Genomic DNA, 18074 nt, shown 5'->3' with positions numbered 1-18074 from the left:
GACCGCTCACGAGGGGAGCTGGCCGCGGCGGTAGCGGGAGGCCTCGCCCGCCGCATGGGCGGCGAACAGGGCTGAGGTCTCGTCCGGGTCGCCGTCGCGCAGCGCGGCGAGCAACTCCGCGTGGAGCTCGGCCATCGCCCGCCAGTCCCCCCGGTAGCGGGGGTTGCCCAGCACATGCAGCCCCCACATGCTCGGCTCGATGATCCGCCACAGCCGCAGCAGCGCCGCGTTACCGGCGGCCGTGCACACCGCGCGGTGAAACGACATGTCGGCGTCCCGGAAGTCACCGATGTCCCCGTCGTCCGCCGCGCGACGCATGGCGTCGATGTCCTCGGCCAGGCGCCGCAGGCACTCGGCGTCGAGCCGGCCGGTCGCCTTGCGGGCCGCGTACATCTCGAACATGACGCGGATCTCGCGTACGTCCCGCGCCTGCCGGTCGGACACCTGGGTCACATAGGTGCCCTGGCGCGGCAGCGAGTTCACCAGCCCTTCGTGGGCCAGCCGTTTGATGGCCTCGCGGGCCGGAGCCTGGCTGGTGCCCATCCGGCGGGCGATCTCCGACTCGACCAGGCGCTGGCCCGGCACCAGCTCGCCGGAGACGATCCAGCCGCGCAGCCGCGCGTAGACATGGTCGGACAGCAACTGGCGGGGGAGCGGGGCGTCAGAGGCCGACCGGGCGCCGCCGACCCTGTGCGCGGGCCCTGGGACCGGGCCGGGCGGGCCGGATGCCGTCGCCGCGCCCGGGTGGCCCGACGGCGTCGGCGCGCCGCCGAGGGCCTCCCCGCCACGCCGCTGCCCCGCCTCCGTACGCCGGAGGGCCTGCTCCTGCCGGATGCGGGCGACCGTCGACTGGGACAGGCCGAGTTCCTCGGACAGGGCCCGGGTCGACGGCACCGATTCGCCCTCGCGCGCGAGGTCCAGCACCGCCGCGACGCGGCGCTCCGCGTCCTGACGCCCCGGGCTGCGCGGGCGGCCGGAGCGGCGGGCGTCGGACAGTCCCGCCAGGCCCCGCTCCAGGAAACGCTGCCGCCACTTGGCCACCGTCGCCGGGCTGACGCCCAGCCGTTGCGCGACCTGACGGGTGGAGTGTCCCTCGGCGCAGGCGAGCACGATGCGGCTGCGGAGGCGCATCGCGCCGGAGTCCCCCGCCGACCACTGGAGAAGGGCGTCACGGTCCGCCGCGCTCGGCCGGGGCACCTGCGGCGCCTTGGACTCCTCGGGCGTGACCATGAGCCGTCCCCCTTCCGCGCGGCAGGAACTTATGGGTCATGACATGTACCTGCAACGTCTGTGTCATCAACTTTTGGCTGTGCGCACCGACTTGACCATCGTGTCACAACACACTTATGAAGTAATCGTTGCTCGATAACTGACCCAATAAAAGCCTGGAGCCCCAAAGAGTCCCTGAACCTGAGCCCTCCTGGAGGACCGATGCGCCGACGACGGACACGACGGAAGACGGGCGCCGCGATGGTGTTGCTGGCCCTGGGGCTCACGGCATGCGGAGGAGGTGGCTTCTCCGACGGCGGCTCCGGTGGCGACGGAGGTGGCAAGACGCTCCGGGTCCTGGTCAACATCACGCCCAACCTCACGCCGGAGTTCTGGAACGACCTCGTCGAGCCCTTCGAGAAGGCTCACCAGGGGGTGGACGTCAAGATCGAGGCGCCGACCGGCACCGGGGTGGCCGACACCCTCCAGCAGCAGCTGGCCGCGGGTGACGCCCCCGACATCGTCGAAACACTGGTCGTGGACGAGACGCTGGCGCCCAAGATGCTGGACCTCACCGACCAGCCCTGGGTCAAGGACACCCCGCTGGCCAAGGAGGCCATGCTGGACGGGAAGGCCTACACCGTCGGCGTGGGGGAGCAGGCACAGTCGCTCGTCTTCTACAACAAGGAAGCCTTCGCCGAGGCCGGGATCACCCAGCCGCCCCGGACCCTCGACGAACTCACCGAGGTGATGGGCCGGTTGAAGAAGGCGGGCCGCCTGCCGCTGCGGACCGCCGGTGACTTCGTCACCGGGCTGCAACTGCTCCAGCTCTCCGACCCCGCCCTCGCCCAAAGCCGCCCCGGCTGGTACCGGAAGGTGCGCGACGAAGAACTCACGGTGGGGGAGGTCATGCTCCCGTATCTGCGGCTGTACAAGACCTGGCTGGAACGCGGATACCTCGACAAGAACGCGCTGGGACTCAAGTACGCCGACGCGGAGACCGACTTCCTCTCCGGCAGGTCCGCCATGTACGTCATGGGCAGCTGGTTCACCGCGGCGGAGGCCAAGGCCGACAAGGACTTCGAGGTGGGCGTGTTCCCCGCACCGGTGGCGGAAGGACAGCGCCATCCCGGCCCGCAGGGAGCCACGATGTCCATGCCGTACATGGTCCTCAAGGACAGCGGGCGGCGGGAACTCGCGCTCGAACTCGTCAAGTGGCTGGTCACCGACAAGAAGGCCGTCGACACCCAGCTGCGGCAGGACGGCAACTTCCGCCGTGGCTCCGAGCGGGCCTTCAGCCCGCTGGAGCGCGAGGTGCAGAAAATCCTCGACGCGGCTCCCGCGAGCGTCGCGCAGGGTGAGGGATACGGCGAGAACACCCTGCCCCGGGGCTTCAACGCCGCCTGGAACACCGCGGTGCAGGGCCTGTACACCGGGCGCTCGCCCGACGACACGGCGAAGTCCGTCGACCGCTGGGTCCGCGACCGCTCCTGATTCGCCCTTTTTGGGGCTCGGTTCTCCCCCAGCTACCGCTGGGAGGTGCCCCCGGGGGGGGCGCTACAGCCCCTGTCGACGGTCGACCGTGCTCGGCCCTTCGTTCCTCAGGGCCTCCGCGCGCTCTCCCTTTCGACAGCGGCCGCGCCCCTTCGGCTCGCCCCCAGCTACCGCTGGGAGGTGCCCCCGGCCAGGGGCTGAGCCACCTGCCTGAGGCACACCATGTCCGCGAGCGCACAGGAAGGGACACCATGCGCTTCGATCGGGAAACCGGCGGGCCGCGCCGGCGCTCCGCCACCCCGGACCGGCACGCCGGCGTCGGCGGCCGCGGCCGGCGGTCCGGGGTACGAGGGGGCGGGCTGGCCACCGCGATCATGGTCCTCCCCGCCACCGTGCTCTACACCGGGTTGCTCGTCGTACCGGTGGCGCTGGCCGGCTATCTCAGCCTCACCGACTGGGACGGCTTCAGCGCCAGCCCCTCGGTCGTCGGTGCCGCCAACTACACCGCCCTGCTGGACGATCCGGACCTGCGCCACGCCGTCTCCGTCACCCTGTTGCTGGCCGGGGTCGGCACGGTGGGCCTGAACGTGCTGGGCCTCGGCTTCGCGCTGCTGCTGAACGGCTCCTCACGCGTCAACGCCTTCTTCCGGATGGTCCTCTTCTACCCCCATGTCCTCAGCGCCCTGGTCATCGGGTTCCTGTGGAGCGCCATCCTCGGCACCACGGGAGCCGTCAACACCCTGATCACCTCCCGCGGAGGCGAGGTCCTGCCGTTCCTCGCCGACCCCGACTGGGCGCTGGCCACCCTGGTGTGTCTGGTGGTGTGGTCGGCGTTCGGCGTGAACGTGGTCCTGTACCTCGCCGGGCTCCAGGCCGTGCCACGCTCCCTCACCGAGGCGGCCCGCATCGACGGCGCGACGAGATGGCAGGTCTTCCGGCATGTCACGCTGCCCGCGCTCGGGCCGTCGGTGACCGTGAACCTCGTTCTGTCCCTGGTGACCCTGCTCAAGACCTACGACCTGGTGGTGTCGCTCACCGCGGGCGGCCCGGCCGGGGAGACCCGCACGATCGCGTACCTCATCCTCTGGAACTCCTTCCACGACGGCCGCCTCGGACTCGGCTCCGCGCAGTCCGTGGTCCTCATGGCCGTCACGGCGGCGCTGGCCCTGCTCGTGACCCGGCTGCGGCGGCGCGGAGAGATGGCGGTGTACTCATGAGCCTCCGTGGTGAAACGACCCCCGCCCGCGGGCGGAGACCGGGCGGCGTGCCCAGGCTGGTGTTCCTCGGCGCCGTCACCGTGGTGATGCTGGTGCCGCTGTACGTCCTGGTCGTCAACGCCTTCAAGTCCCAGCAGCAGATCCTGACCGACCCGTTCGGCCTGCCGGACGGCGGCGGCTCCCTCCGGTACCTCGGGCGGGTCCTGGACAGCGAGCGGTTCGACATGGTGCGGGGCTACGCGGTGACGCTGCTGTTCGTGGTCTGCGTCAACGTCCTGTCCCTCGTGCTGGCCGGGCCGGCCGCCTACGTCATCGCCCGCAGCCCGCTGCGCCGATACCGCGCGCTGATGCTGTTCTTCCTCGCCGGGACGTTCATCCCCGGCCAAGTGCTGGTGATTCCCGTCGTCTACGTCCTCAAGACCGTCGGCCTGATGGGCACCGTCCGCGGCTTCGTCCTCTTCGAGACGGTCCTGACACTGCCGTTCTCGGTGTTCCTGTACGCCGGGTACATCGCCACCATCCCCCGCGAACTCGACCAGGCGGCGGCCGTCGACGGCGCCGGGCGCATCCGCACCTTCTGGCGGATCGTCTTCCCGCTGATGCGGCCCGTGGTCGCCACCATGGTCATCCTCAACACCTTCTCGGTGTGGAACGACTTCGTGAACCCTCAGATCATCCTCGGCCCGGGCAGCGGCCTGTACACGGTCACCACCGGCGTGTACGCGGCGGTCAGCCAGTACCAGACCGACTACACCGTCGTCTTCCCCACCCTCCTGCTGGCCATCGCACCCCTGCTGGTCTTCTTCGTCTTCATGCAGCGGCACATCATCAGCGGCCTCACGGCCGGGGCGACGAGGGGCTGACCCATGACGGATACGATCCGGGTGACCGCCACCGTCCCGCTCGGCGCACCGCCGGAGTGGGCCGTGTTGCAGCGCAGGCTGTTCGACGTGCTCGACGAGGCGTGGCGGGCCTTCGCCCACCGCTACTGCGAGCCCGACGGCCGGCTGCGCTACCGCGGGCCGGTGGCCGACCGCGACGGCGGCGACGACTTCTACGAGGCGTTCTTCAACTGGCCCGTCCTCTACCGGCTCGGCGGCGCCGACGACCTGCTGGACGCCTGCAAACACCACTGGACCGGAGTCACCGCCCAGCTCACCGAACTCGGTCTGGCCGTCGACGAGTTCGAGCGCGGATACGACTGGTTCCACCTGGGCGAGTCGATGCTGCTGTTCTACGGCATCTGCGCCGCCGACCCGGCCGACCCCGAATTCCGCGCCCGTGCCCTCCGCTTCGCCGACCTGTACCTCCCCGGCTCCCCGGCCGGCAACTACGATCCGGCGACGTGCACCATCCGGGCCCCGCACAACGGCGCCGCGGGTCCCCGCTACGGGTTACAGAAGGAGTGGGCCTCCTACGGTGCGGACCTGGCCGTGATGCGCCCCTACGGCCTGCCGCTGCGCGACCTCGACTCCATCCGCACCTGGGAGGACCTGGCCGATCCCGCCCGCGCCCGCCACATGGGCCAGGCCATGGACGCCCGCCTCGGCCGCGGCGACACCGCGGTCAACCTCGCCGCCACCAGCCTCGCGGTCAACGCCTGGCTGTACGACCACGACGACCGCCACCGCGACTGGGCCCTCGACTACCTCACCGCCTGGCAGCGCAGGGCGTGGGCGCACGGCGGGTTCCTGCCCGACAACGTCGGCCCCTCCGGGGAGGTGGGCGAGGACCACGGCGGCCGCTGGTACGGCGGCCTGTACGGCTGGACCTGGCCGCACGGCCTCTACAGCGTCGGCAACGCCGCCGTGATCGCCGCGGTCAACTCCGTCCTCCTGACCGGCGCCACCGACCTGCTCTCCCTCGGCCGCGGGCCGCTCGACGAGGTCCTCGCCCACGCCACCTGGGGCACGGTCACGGGCACCGAGATGAGCACCGCCGACCGCTGGCTCGCCGAACTCGGCGAGGACGCCGACCGCCCCACCCTCCTGGTCCCCAACCGGTACGACGACGGCGGCTGGTTCGACCACCAGCCGCCCCAGCTCGCCCTGCCCCTGTGGCTGTGGCACGCCTCGCTAGCCGACGAGGACCACGACCGCCTCGGACGCCTCCGCGAGGCCTGTGGCTACGACTGGCGCACCGTCCGGGCGTTCCGCAACAAGGAGGAGGGCGGCCACGAAGCCCCCTGGCTGGCCTATCTGAGCGGAGACAACCCCGGGTACCCGGCCGCGATCCTGCGTACCGCCCTCGGCCAGGCCGCCCGCCGCATGGCGCTGATCGACGCCGACACCACCGACCCGGCCGATCTGCACATCCACCACTGGCAGCGCCTCAATCCGGTCCTCACCGAGGCACTGCTGCAACTGACCACCGGGACCCCGCAGGTGCTCTACAACGGCGGTCTGCTGCCCACCCGTCTCGCCTATTACGACCTGAGACGTGGCCGCCCGGGGCTGCCCCCCGACGTGGCCGCCCTCGTCGACACCGTCACCGCCGGCCGGGTCCGCGTCGAACTCGTCCACACCGGCCTGTCCGGTACCCGCACGGTGGTCATCCAGGCCGGCGGTTTCGGTGAGCACCGCATCGACCGCGCACTGGTCGACGCGGCCGCGCCGGGCTACCCCGGCGACCCCCGCTCGTACACCGTCCCCGACCCCGTCCTGAGCACGCTCGACATCCCGGTCGGCGGACCGCGCATCGAGGTGGACCTGCCCCCGGGCCGCCGCGTCCGGCTCGATCTGCGGCTCACCCCCCGGGCCCGGCCGGCCGCCCACCAGACCGTCCCGTCGACCAGCCCGACTGCAGCCCGAAAGTAGCCGACAGTGAGGAGACCGTTCGTGGACGACGAACCCGTGTGGGATCTGCCGGTGCGCGGGGACGCCCCCGGGCCCGCGGACCCCCAGGTCCTGGCCCGGCTCGCCGAGGTGTCCGCCGCCACCGCCTGCGCCAAACTGCACGCGCAGGGCATCCGCCGCACTTTCGTCTGCGGACCGCGGCCACTCGCCCCCGGTCTGAAGATCGCCGGCCGGATCCGCACCCTTCAGTTCATGCCGCAGCGTGAGGACATCGCCTCCGGCCTCGGCCAGGAGTACGTGGAGCGGCACACCGCCCTGTGGGCCGTCCTGGAGACCATCGAACCCGGCGACGTCCTCGTCGTACAGGCCTACGGCTCCGCGTACACCGGCTGTTTCGGCGACATGCTGGTGCGCTACTTCCGGCAGAAGGGCGGCGCCGGGATCGTCGTCGACGGCCGCATCCGTGACGCGCCCAGGGTGCGCGAGACCGGCGTGCCCATCTGGGCCACGGGTGTCACCCCCCACTACGCCTCCCAGGCCGAGCTCTTCCCCTGGGCGTACGACACGCCGGTGGCCTGCGGCGGAGTGCTCGCGCTGCCCGGGGACCTGCTGGTGGCCGACGACGACGGGCCCGTGGTGGTGCCCCGGCGCACCGCACCCGCCGTGATCGCCGCCGCGCGCGAGCACGAGCACTGGGAGCGCTTCAGCCGCGCCCGCATCGAGGAGGGAGGAGCCCTCACCGACTACTACCCGCTGACGGCCGGCACCCGCGCCGAGTACGAGCGCTGGCGCGACCAGAACCCGGCCTGACGCTCCGGACACGCCGACGGCGAACCGAGCCGGAAAACAAGGAGGACCGTGTTGCGCACCATCCGAAGACCACAGCTCAGGCTCACCCTGGCGGTGGCCGGCGCGCTGCTGCTGATCGGCGGCGCGGCGCTGCCCGGCCACCGCGCGGACGCGGCCGCCGCCGGCTGCCGGCCCACGCAGCTCTTCGTCGCGCCGGACGGCCGGGATACGGCCAAGGGCGGCAAGGACGCCCCGTGGCGGACCATCGAGCGAGCCCGCGACCACATCCGAGCCAAGGGCCTCAACCGGCCGGGGAAGATGCGCTGCGACATCGTGGTCAATCTGCGCGCGGGCGACTACCCGGTCAGCCGCACCGTCGAGTTCGACGACCGCGACTCCGGGAGCGGCGGCCACCGGGTCGTCTACCGCTCGTACGACGGGCCCGGCAAGGCCCGCGTCCTGGGCGCCGAACCCGTCACGGGCTGGACCGCGTACAAGGACGGCATCTACCGCGCCGACGTCGGCACCGACCAGCGCTTCTTCACCCTGTTCGAGGACGGGAAGCGGGCCACCACCGCCCGCTATCCCAACCGCGCGTCCGACGACAAGTGGGCCCCGTATCTCTTCTCCGTGCTCAAGGAGCCGGAGAAGGAGGCCGTGCATCAGTGGCTCTACTCCAACCCCGGTGACTGGGACGCCTCCTGGGACCTCAGCAACGCGCAGGCGGTCGTCTGGTCCGGCGGCAGCTGGAGCTGGTTCACCGACACCGTGCCCATCAGGGACTGGAACCCGGCCAGAAACCAGATGACACTGTCCCACTGGACCCGCTACGCGCTGATGAACTCCCGCAGCGGCTCCCGCTACTTCCTGCAGAACTCCCTGGACTTCCTCGACCAGCCCGGGGAGTACTACCTCGACTACGGCAAGGGGCAGCTCTACTACAAACCCCGTGGCGCCATCGACGACGTGACCGTCATGCGTCCCACGGTCAAGACACTGTTCAAGATCGCGGGAGCGGCCCCCGACCGACGGGTGGCGGACATCTCCCTGGACGGCCTCGCCCTGCAGTACACGGACTACGTCGACTGGTACCGCTACGGCTGGATCAGCGACGGCGACTCCGGCGACGTCCACAAGTACCCGGTGTACGACCGGCAGATCGAGATGAACCGCAACCGCTTCGGCGCGGTCACCGTGACCAACAGCAGCGGCATCACCCTCCAGCGGATGCGGATCTCCGACACCGGCTTCACCGCCGTCTACGCGCTCTTCGCCAACGACCGCCTCACCGTCCGCGACAGCCTGCTGGAGAACCTCGGCGGCGATGGCATCAAGGTCGAAGGGCCCTACCCGGGTGAGGGCGACATCTCCGGCCACCACCTGTTCACCGACAACTACATCACACACTACGGAGAGCTCGTCCCCGGCGACGCGGCCGGTGTCGAACTCCTCAACACCGGCTCCAACGAGGTGAGTTACAGCCAGTTCGAGCACAGCGCCCGCTACGGCGTCACCCTGGAGGTGATGCCAGAGGTGGGGCCCGGCGACTCTTACGCGCGCAACAACACCTTCAAGTACCTGCGCATCGAGAAAGCCGGTCTGGACAGCGGTGACATGGGCGCCTTCTACACCTACGGCGTCGACAACACCGAGCCGTACACCAGCGACAACCGTGTCTCGCAGGTCGTCATCGGCGATGTCATACCGGACGCCTCCATGCCCGACAGCGGCACCCGAGGGGTGCACATGGACGCGGGCGGCTGCGGCTTCACCTTCACCGACATCCAGGTCGGCAAGGTCACCGACGACAAGTACCAGAGCTATCAGTGCAACACCGTGGAGAACGCCAACTGGCAGGACGGCTTCGATCCCTCCCGCATGGAGTACGACAAGATCGGCGTCAAGCCCTCCTTCCCCTATCCGCTGCCCGGCGCGGACGGCTGAGCGCACAGGCGCACCCGCGTGGGCCCTCGCCGGGCCGCCGCTCAAGCGAGTGGCCCGGCGGGCCCCGGCCCACGCCCGTCAGGAGATGACATGAACATCATGCCGACCGGCTTGCCGCCCGCCGTGACGGACGAGCTGCGCGGACTCACCTGGGACCACCCGCGCGGCTACGCGCCGCTGGAGGAACTGGCCCGGCTGGACGCCGCCGTCCCGCCCGGCTGCGAGACCGTCGGTCTGCCGCTGCGCTGGGACCGGCAGCCGTCGGCCGCCTTCGAGACAGCGCCGATCGACGGTCTCGCCTCCGACTACGACCTCCTGGTCGTCGAGCACATCGGCCTCGGCGCCGCGGTGGAGGCCGGGTGCCTGGTGGCGATGGACGACCTGTTCCCGGCGGCACAGCTGGAACACTGGCGCGGGCGTACCGTCGGCGCCTGCTACGAAAGCCATGTGCTCGGCGGCCGGGTTTGGGCGCTGCCGCTGGACGCCGCGGCCCAGGTGGCCGCGGCCCGCCCCGACCTGATGGCCGGCTACCCGATGCCGCGGACCTGGGACGAGGTGGTGGCGCTGCCCGTCCCGCTGACCCTCTGCCTGGGCGGCCCCCACGCGCTGCTCACTTTCTGCGCGCTGTGCGTGGCGCTGGGGGAGGAGCCGGGCCGCGGCCCGGAGTTCGTCTCGCGGGAGACGGGCGGGGCGGCCCTGGAGACCATGGCCCGGCTGGCGGCACGCGGCGACCCGCGGCTGTGGCGGCTCGGCCCGGTGGGACTGCTGGCGGCGATGGCTTCCGCCGAGGGGCCCGCCTACTGCCCTCTGGTGTACGGCTACGCCCCCGCCACGCAGTCGGGACCGTACCCGCTCGCCTTCGCCGACGCCCCGGCCCACCACCGTGGAGGACGGCCGGGCAGTGTGCTCGGTGGTGCGGGGCTGGCCGTCTCGCACCGCCGGACCGACGACCCGCTGGTGCGCGAGGCCATCCGGGACCACTTGCGACGGCTGCTCGCCGAACCGGTGCAGCGCGAGCTCTTCCCGGTGACCGGCGGCCAGCCGTCCGACCGCGCCGCCTGGACGGACCCGCGCACCAACAGCCGCTGGGGCGGCTTCTACCGCGCCACCCTCGCCACTGTCGAACACGCCTGGGTGCGTCCGCGCGTCGCCGGCTATCCGGACTTCCAGCGGTCCGCCTCCCGGCTGCTGCGCGAAGGGCTCGTCGACGGGCGGCCGCCCGGCCGGCTCCTGGCCGAGCTCAACGAGGGCTTCCGTGACCGGACACGGCGACCTGACCGCTTGCTGCGACCGAAGGGAAACGGAACATGAGTGAAGGAAACAGACGGGAGGAGCCGCGGGACGAGGCGCGGACGCGACCGCTGGCCCGGCGCGCGTTCGTGGCCGGCACCGGCGCGCTGCTCGGCGCGGCCGTGTTGTGGACGCCGTCGGCGCGGGCGGACGACAAGCTCGCCGCGGCCGCCGATGCCGCGGGCGGCGTTCTGGCCTTCCCCGGAGCCGAGGGCGGGGGGAGATATGCCAGCGGCGGTCGCGGCGGCGAGGTCTACGAGGTCACCACGCTCGCCGACGCGGGACCTGGCTCCCTGCGCGACGCGGTCTCCGGCAGCGACCGCACGATCGTCTTCCGAGTCTCCGGCGTGATCGAGCTCAAGGGTGGCCTGGACATCACCGGGTCGAACCTCACCATCGCCGGCCAGACCGCGCCCGGCGACGGCATCTGCGTCGTCGGCAACGAAACCAAGATCAGAGACGTCGGCAACATCATCCTGCGCCATCTGCGTTTCCGGGGCACGGACGCCCTCGGCACCCCGATCGACACCTTCGGCATGGAGGGCTGCGAGAACGTCATCATCGACCACTGCTCCTTCAGCTGGGCGGTCGACGAGGTCTGCTCCCCGTACGGCAACGAGAACGTGACGATGCAGTGGTGCGTCATCGCCGAGGGGCTCACCATGTCCGCGCACGAGAAGGGACGGCACGGCTACGGCGGACTGTGGGGCGGCGACAACGTCACCTACCACCACAACCTGCTGGTCCACAACGGCGGCCGCAACCCGCGGTTCAGCTTCGTCGAGGACATGGCCCTCAAGGCCGACCACCGCAACAACGTGATCTACAACTACGGCTACACCTCCGCGTACGGGGGCGAGTGGGCCGACGGCATCAACATCGTCGGCAACTACTACAAGCCGGGTCCGAACACCGTCGCCGACATCGCGCCCGTCATCATCGCCCCCAACCGCGGCGGCATCTGGTACGTCGACGGCAACCTCATCGAGGGACACCGCAAGGTCACCGCCGACAACCGGCTCGGCATCCGCTTCCCGCTCGGCGGCGCCACTCTGCGGGACGAGCCCGTGGCCTTCCCGAGCCCCATCGAGGAACAGACTCCGAAACAGGCGTACAAGGCGGTCCTGGCGGGCGCCGGCGCCGTTCTGCCGCGCCGGGACGCGATCGACGCGCGGCTGGTCAACGATGTGCGCAAGGGCACCGGACGCATGATCAACTCACACCGGGAGGTGGGCGGCGTGGCGCCGCTGACCTCCGCCGAAGCCCCGAAGGACAGCGATCACGACGGCATTCCCGACGACTGGGAGCGAGCACACGGCCTGGACCCCGACGACCCGGCGGACGGCCGCGCCATCGACCCGGACACCGGTTACAGCAACCTGGAGCTCTATCTGAACTCCATCGGGCGCACCGGCGCCCCGAACCCGGCCGTCGCCCTCACCGCCCCGGCCATTGATCAGGTTTTCGCAGGTGACACCGGCACCAGCGACCTCACCCTCCGCGCCACCGCCTCCGCCGCCGACGGCGCGGGCATCGCCTCCGTCGTCTTCTACGCCGACGACAAGAAGCTCGGCGAAACCACCGCCGCGCCGTACGAGATCGTGTGGGCGGGCGCGCCCGCGGGCACCCACCACCTCACCGCCCGCGCCACCGACAGCACCGGCACCGCCACCATGTCGAGCATGGTGCCGGTCCACGTCAACCGCTCCACCGCGGTGGGGGCCTGGACGGCGGCCGACGTCGGCCCGGTGCCCATCGCGGGGGCCGCCGCACTGGACGGCGGGGTGTTCACCCTGCGCGGCTCCGGAAAGATCAAGGGCCGTCAGGACTCCTTCCACTTCGTCTACCGGGCCATCGACGCCCCCGACGACGAGGTCGTCGAGCTCGTCGCACGCCTGGACTCGATCAGCGCGGTGTACCAGGACGTCCTCGCCGGAATCATGATCCGCGAGAACCTCACCCCCGACTCCCCGTTCTGTCTCATGGGCATCTACGCCGCGAACGGCGGGATCAAGGCGACCGCCAAGCGGATGCACTCCCACGGCACCGAGATGAACGTCGGCAACTACCCGTGGGAGGAGGACGAGATGCTCGACAACAAGCCGTACTGGCTGCGCATCACCCTGCGCGGAGACGAGTTCACGGCCGAGGTCTCACCGGACTCCCTCCAGTGGACACGCGTCGGCTACGAGCGCGTCCCCATGGGGCCACGGCTCTATGCCGGCCTGGTGGTGGACGGCAACAAGGAGGCGAACGCCGTCGCGCACTACACGACGGCACGGTTCAGCAAGGTCAAAATCAACAACTGAATCAACAACTGGCCGGGGCGTTTTCAGCCAGCGGCACCCACACCCGCATCGCGCCGTCACCGCGGTTGTCCCACTGGAAGTACGGCACCGCGGTGGCGGTGGTGGGCCGCCGCGTGTCGACGGAGCCGTGGGTGCGGTACGGGAGCCCCGCCTGGTGCGGGCCGGTGACGGCGAGCGCGTCCGCCTCGATCGTCACCGTGCGGCCCAGCCCCGGCAGGTGCGGCTCGTCCCGCACCCGCAGCGCGGTGCCCGCGCACAGCGCCAGCTCGTCGACCAGCGTGCCCGCGGGCTGGTCCAGCTGCTCGAAGCAGTACACCAGCGGCCCCCGCTCGATCGCCGCACAGCCGCGCACCGCGTCGATCCTCGGATGCGGCACGGTGAGCCGCGGCGTCATGTCCAGCTCCAGCACCAGCCGGTCCCCGGCCCGCCAGCGCCGCCTGACCACCGCCCGCCCCTGCGCGTCGCCGGCCGCCGGCCGTCGCGCGCCGCCCGGCTCCGTCAGCCACGTCCGCGTACTCCACGGCGGCACCCGCAGCCCCAGCGCCCACTCGCCGGCCGGCGCGCGCTCCACGGTGACGGTGACCGTCCCGTCCCACGGATAGCCGGTGTCGATCCGCAGCCCCACCGTGCCGCCCGCGTGGGCACAGGACAGGGTCATCGGCGCGTACAGGTGGAGAAAGAGCGTGTCCCCCGCCGTGGTCGAGGCGTAGTGCGGGAGCGAGGCCACCAGCCGGGTGACCGACGGCGGGCAGCAGGCGGAGTAGAACCACTCGTCCCGGCTGCGCGGATCGCCGACCGCCTCCGCGTGGTCGGGGCGCCGCTGCAACGGATTGCCCTTGTAGTACTTCCGTCCGTCCAGCGAGCGGGCCGCCGCGAAGGCGTTGTACAGGGTGCGCTCGACCAGGTCGGCGTAGCGCCCCTCGCCGGTGGCCAGCAGCAGCCGCCAGCTCCACTGGATGCTCGCCGCGGACGCGCAGGTCTCGTTGTACGACAGGTCGGGCGGTAACTCGTAGCGCTCGCCGAAGACCTCCCCGGCCTGGCGTGAGCCCAGCCCGCCGGTGAGCGACGTCCGGGTCGCCGCCATGTCCTCCCAGCGGGCTGCCGACGCCTGGAGCAGTTCGTCGTCGCCCGTCTCCACGGCCACGTCCACGGCCCCGGCCTCCAGGTAGAGCGCCCGTACGACATGTCCGGTCACCGCCGGTGCGACGCGGACCGGGAGGTGGTCGAGACGGTGCCGCGCCCCGTGTTTGTGGCGCCCCACCAGACCGTGCCCACGCCGCTCCACCAGCCGCGCCGCCAGGGTCAGATACCGCTCCTCGGCGCTGGTCCGGAACAGCTCGACCAGCGCCGTCTCCACCTCGGGGTGGCCGTCCAGGCCGGGCCCGGGGTCCTCGAGGAACACCGCGCACAGGTGGTCGGCGCAGCGCCGCGCCACCGCGAGCAGCCGTGTCCCCCCGGTGGCGCGGTGAGCGGCCACGGCGGCCTGGAGGAGATGGCCGGCGCAGTACAGCTCGTGGCTGTCGACCAGCCGGCCGTAGCGGCGGCCCACCTCGGCCACCTGGTAGTACGAGTCGAGGTAGCCGTCGTCCTGCTGGGCCCGTTCCAGCAGCCCGGTGGTGCGGGAGAGGAACCCGGCCAGCGTGTCCTGCGGGCCCGCCTGGAGCTCCCAGGCCGCCGTTTCCAGCATCTTGTGCACATCGGAGTCCGCGTACACGGGCCCGCGGTAGGCGCCCTTCTCCTCGCCCGCGGCGATGCGCAGATTGGCCAGGGCGCCGGACTTCTCCAGCCAGTGCAGGGCCAGCGGCACGCTGTCGGCGCGGTTGACCCGCTGCCACAGCCGCCACAGGCCGTCCGTCACACGTATCCGCGCGCCGCCCGGCGGGCGGTGTGCCGTGCGCGCGCCGGGGGAGGGGAGTACGGGGCCGTCCACGGATGCCTCCTTGGCGTGAGGGCTGTGGGGTGCGCTACATGCGGGGCCGGGCGAGGAAGGCGATCATCTGGTCGCGGACCCGCAGGATGTGCGCCTCCAGGAGGTCCCTGGCCCGCGGCCGGTCGCCGCTCTCCAGCGCGTCGACCACGGCGCGGTGCTCCGCGACGGCCATGTCCAGGCGGGAGGCGGTGATCGGCGCCTCCATGCCGGCCCGGGTCACATGAAGGCTCAAGTGCAGGTCGTCGTGGAGCTCCAGCAGCATGGGGAGGCTGCCCAGCCGGACGATCTCCCGGTGGAAGCGGGCGTCGTTCTCCCGGAACTCCCCATAGCGGCTCGGATCCTCCAGGGACAGCCGGGCCAGTTCGGCCGCCTCGTCCACGAGCTCCCGCAGCCGGGCCGGGACCTGGCGGTCCGTGCGCTCGGCGAACAGGCGCAGGCTGTGCGACTCCAGCATCAGCCGCAGCTCGAAGAGCTCGTACAGGCTCGACAGGGAGGGGATGGCCACGGTGAAGCCGACCGACGCGTCGTACGCCAGCAGGCCGCGCTCGTAGAGCCGGCCGACCGCGCTGCGCACCGGGGTGCGGCTCATGCCGAGGCGGCGGGCGAACTCCCGTACCGGAACCGCCTGGCCGGGCGCGGGGTTCTCCTTGGTCAGCCACTCCACGATCGCCGTGCGGGCCCGGGTCTCCAGGCTCTCGGCGGGGCCCGGCTCCGGAGCCGGTGACTCCTCCTCGCGGGCCGCCGCCGCTCGCGGTCGGATCATGCCGCCTCCCACTGTTCCCACTCCCGAACGATGTGCCGCCCCTATGGTATGCCGCTGGTAGACCGGGCGTCTGCGGGTCGACGGCGGCAAAGAAATACTCCTGCGAGGGGGGTTGACGCTCCGGAGGGCGGCCAACAAACTCATGGCATACCACCGACATGCCCCTGGAAGTATCCGTTCAGAGCCTGCTGCACAGGAACATCGGCTCGGCCGCCCCGTTTTACGACGGCACGACGGCGTGAGGCGCGGTGGATCGGTCCGCACTGGAATGCCAGCTGGAATCCCACCCCCGTGGACTATCTGGAGCGTGGACATGACTCCCGAACGTATCCCCGGGGCCACCCGGTACCGCGCCGGCACACTGGATCGACGCGCCCTGCTGCGCGCCGGCGCCGGAATGCTCGCGGTGGCCGGCCTGCCCGGCTGCGGGTTCTTCGAGACGGATCCCGACAACGGCGAGTCGGAGGGAGAGAAGGGCAAGGAGGCGCCCTCGCTCAAGAAGCGGGTGGACGCCGGCGAACTGCCCCCGGTGGCCGAGCGCCTGCCCGACAAGCCCCGTGAGGTGACACCGCTGGAGGAGGCCGGTGTCTACGGCGGTACCTGGCACTCGGTGATGCTCACCCAGGAGGACATGAACTGGCTGCGCTACAGCATGGGATACGAGCCGCTGGTGCGCTGGGCGCCCGAGTGGCGGGGAGTGGCGCGTACCGAGATCCTGCCGAACGTCTGTGAGAAGTACGAAGTCCGCGGCGGCGGGAAGGAGTTCGTCTTCTCCCTGCGCAAGGGCTTGAAGTGGTCCGACGGGAAGCCGGTCACCACCGACGACTTCGCCTTCGCCTTCGCCGACTTCAACGCCGACAAGGACATGCACACGGCGGGCGTCTATGAGCTGTGGCTGTCGAAGTCGGGTCGGCCCGCCCGCTTCGAGAAGGTCGACGACCTCACCGTGCGCTATGTGTACGAGGAGCCCAAGCCGGGCTTCCTGGAGGAGATCGCCGGCACCTCGGGTGTGACGATGCTGCTGCCCGCGCACTACCTGAAGAAGTTCCACGCGGGGTACAACGACGGCGCCCAGGCGCTGGCCAAGAAGGCGGGCCTGGACCGCTGGATCGACTACATGGTCATCCAGGCGGACCCCTGGGCCAACCCGGACCTGCCCACCCTCAACGCATGGGTGGCCAGGAACGAGGTCGGCAAGGGCAGCAGCGTGGTCGCCGAGCGCAACCCCTACTACTGGCAGGTGGACCCGGACGGCGCCCAACTGCCGTACCTCGACAAGGTGATCGTCGATGTGGTGCAGGACGTCGAGGTCGAGGTGTTGAAGGTGTCCAACGGCGACCTGGGCATGCAGCTCTACAACTTCGGCACGGTCCGCAACAAGCCGGTGATCGCCCGCAACCGTCGCAGGGGCGGCTACGAGCTGATCGAGGTCACCTCGGACCTGGTGAACACGATGATCATCGGCTTCAACCAGACCCACCCCGACGCGGCCAGGCGCGCGCTGTTCGCCACCAAGGACTTCCGGATCGGCCTGTCGTACGCGATCAACCGGCAGAAGATCATCGACACCTTCTACGGCGGTCAGGGCCGCGCCTGGCAGTGCGCCCCGCTCCCCGGCAGCGAGCTCTTCGACGAGGAACTGGGCACCCAGTACACCGAGTACGACCTCGGCAAAGCCAACGAGGCCCTGGACCGGGCCGGGCTCGCCCGGCGCGGCGGCGACGGCATCAGACGCACCGAGGACGGCGCCCCCGTCGCGTTCACCGTGCTGGTCGTCTCCGACATGCCCGACCATGTGGACGCGCTCGACCTGATCCGCGCCGACTGGAAGAAGGTCGGTGTCGACGCCAACATCCAGCGGGTCGCGGAGACGCTGTACTGGGAACGCGTGGAAGCCGGCGCGTCCGAGGCCGCCACCTGGACCGGGGGCCCCTTCGATCTGCGCACCGGCCCGGGCGGAGACCACTACTACCTGCCCACCAACCCCCGTGGTTCCTCCCGCTACGGCGGGGCCTGGGCCAGGTGGTACACGCGCAACGGGAGGGACGGCGAAAAACCGCCCGCCGAGATCGAGAGTCAGCTCGACCTCTTCGACCGGATGCGGTTCACCTTCGATTCCGATCGGGCGCTGGCCCTGGCTCGGCGAATCCTGGCCATCACCAAGGACCAGTTCTACTACCTCGGCATCTCCACCCCGCCCTCCGAGTACGGCATCGTCAGGAAGAACGTCCACAACGTGCCCAAGAAGTTCAGCGGGGCCGTGCTGCACCAGGCGCCGGGGCCGAGCAACCCCTCGACGTACTTCATCTCGGGCAAGGCCTGACGGACCGCCGG

The 18074-nt window shown here is 71.1% G+C and carries 12 protein-coding genes; 9 read left to right on the top strand and 3 right to left on the bottom strand.

All coding sequences use genetic code 11. The features are described from left to right. Positions 1 to 6: 6 nt before the first annotated feature. Complete coding sequence (locus ACWY4P_RS02955; RefSeq protein WP_456208513.1) at positions 7 to 1230, bottom strand: FCD domain-containing protein; 1224 nt, start codon at positions 1228 to 1230, stop codon at positions 7 to 9. 201 nt (positions 1231 to 1431) lie between these two features. On the opposite strand from ACWY4P_RS02955, the gene ACWY4P_RS02950 reads away from it, so the two are divergent. From ACWY4P_RS02950 to ACWY4P_RS02915, 8 genes are all read left to right on the top strand, one after another. Continuing rightward, positions 1432 to 2703, top strand: coding sequence for an ABC transporter substrate-binding protein (locus tag ACWY4P_RS02950; protein WP_456208512.1), 1272 nt, complete (start codon positions 1432 to 1434; stop codon positions 2701 to 2703). Between the two features lie 251 nt (positions 2704 to 2954). Then, complete coding sequence (locus ACWY4P_RS02945) at positions 2955 to 3920, top strand: carbohydrate ABC transporter permease (RefSeq protein WP_456208511.1); 966 nt, start codon at positions 2955 to 2957, stop codon at positions 3918 to 3920. A gap of 47 nt (positions 3921 to 3967) precedes the next feature. Beyond that, positions 3968 to 4783: a carbohydrate ABC transporter permease gene (locus ACWY4P_RS02940; RefSeq protein ID WP_456208510.1), complete on the top strand. Its 816-nt coding sequence runs from the start codon at positions 3968 to 3970 to the stop codon at positions 4781 to 4783. Positions 4784 to 4786: 3 nt separating this feature from the next. Then, positions 4787 to 6736: a hypothetical protein gene (locus ACWY4P_RS02935; protein WP_456208509.1), complete on the top strand. Its 1950-nt coding sequence runs from the start codon at positions 4787 to 4789 to the stop codon at positions 6734 to 6736. 21 nt (positions 6737 to 6757) lie between these two features. After that, entirely contained in the window at positions 6758 to 7525 is a 768-nt protein-coding gene (locus tag ACWY4P_RS02930) for an RraA family protein (RefSeq protein WP_456208508.1), read from the top strand. A gap of 48 nt (positions 7526 to 7573) precedes the next feature. Further along, entirely contained in the window at positions 7574 to 9448 is a 1875-nt protein-coding gene (locus ACWY4P_RS02925) for a right-handed parallel beta-helix repeat-containing protein (RefSeq protein WP_456208507.1), read from the top strand. A 90-nt stretch (positions 9449 to 9538) separates the two neighbouring features. Then, positions 9539 to 10759: a carbohydrate ABC transporter substrate-binding protein gene (locus ACWY4P_RS02920; RefSeq protein ID WP_456208506.1), complete on the top strand. Its 1221-nt coding sequence runs from the start codon at positions 9539 to 9541 to the stop codon at positions 10757 to 10759. Further along, complete coding sequence (locus ACWY4P_RS02915; RefSeq protein WP_456208505.1) at positions 10756 to 13047, top strand: Ig-like domain-containing protein; 2292 nt, start codon at positions 10756 to 10758, stop codon at positions 13045 to 13047. Before ACWY4P_RS02920 ends, ACWY4P_RS02915 begins: the two co-directional genes overlap by 4 nt. A gap of 1 nt (position 13048) precedes the next feature. On the opposite strand, the gene ACWY4P_RS02910 is transcribed toward ACWY4P_RS02915, so the two are convergent. Both ACWY4P_RS02910 and ACWY4P_RS02905 read right to left on the bottom strand, forming a co-directional pair. Next, complete coding sequence (locus ACWY4P_RS02910) at positions 13049 to 14977, bottom strand: glycoside hydrolase family 127 protein (protein WP_456208504.1); 1929 nt, start codon at positions 14975 to 14977, stop codon at positions 13049 to 13051. Positions 14978 to 15011: 34 nt separating this feature from the next. Then, positions 15012 to 15740, bottom strand: coding sequence for a GntR family transcriptional regulator (locus tag ACWY4P_RS02905; RefSeq protein ID WP_456208503.1), 729 nt, complete (start codon positions 15738 to 15740; stop codon positions 15012 to 15014). Positions 15741 to 16053: 313 nt separating this feature from the next. Here ACWY4P_RS02905 and ACWY4P_RS02900 point away from each other — a divergent pair, with 313 nt between their 5' ends. After that, positions 16054 to 18063 (top strand): ABC transporter substrate-binding protein, encoded by a 2010-nt coding sequence (locus tag ACWY4P_RS02900; RefSeq protein WP_456208502.1) that lies wholly within the window; start codon positions 16054 to 16056, stop codon positions 18061 to 18063. Positions 18064 to 18074 lie beyond the last annotated feature (11 nt).

Source organism: Streptomyces sp. LZ34 (assembly GCF_053890475.1).
The sequence above is the reverse complement of the archived record's forward strand: the minus strand, read 5'-3'. Positions and strand labels throughout refer to the sequence as shown.

Excerpts from the sequence above, each read along its gene's own strand:
- ACWY4P_RS02955 (WP_456208513.1), bottom strand. The coding sequence starts at position 1,230 with ATGGTCACGCCCGAGGAGTCCAAGGCGCCGCAGGTGCCCCGGCCGAGC.
- ACWY4P_RS02950 (WP_456208512.1), top strand. The coding sequence starts at position 1,432 with ATGCGCCGACGACGGACACGACGGAAGACGGGCGCCGCGATGGTGTTG.
- ACWY4P_RS02945 (WP_456208511.1), top strand. The coding sequence starts at position 2,955 with ATGCGCTTCGATCGGGAAACCGGCGGGCCGCGCCGGCGCTCCGCCACC.
- ACWY4P_RS02935 (WP_456208509.1), top strand. The coding sequence starts at position 4,787 with ATGACGGATACGATCCGGGTGACCGCCACCGTCCCGCTCGGCGCACCG.
- ACWY4P_RS02920 (WP_456208506.1), top strand. The coding sequence starts at position 9,539 with ATGAACATCATGCCGACCGGCTTGCCGCCCGCCGTGACGGACGAGCTG.
- ACWY4P_RS02915 (WP_456208505.1), top strand. The coding sequence starts at position 10,756 with ATGAGTGAAGGAAACAGACGGGAGGAGCCGCGGGACGAGGCGCGGACG.
- ACWY4P_RS02905 (WP_456208503.1), bottom strand. The coding sequence starts at position 15,740 with ATGATCCGACCGCGAGCGGCGGCGGCCCGCGAGGAGGAGTCACCGGCT.
- ACWY4P_RS02900 (WP_456208502.1), top strand. The coding sequence starts at position 16,054 with ATGACTCCCGAACGTATCCCCGGGGCCACCCGGTACCGCGCCGGCACA.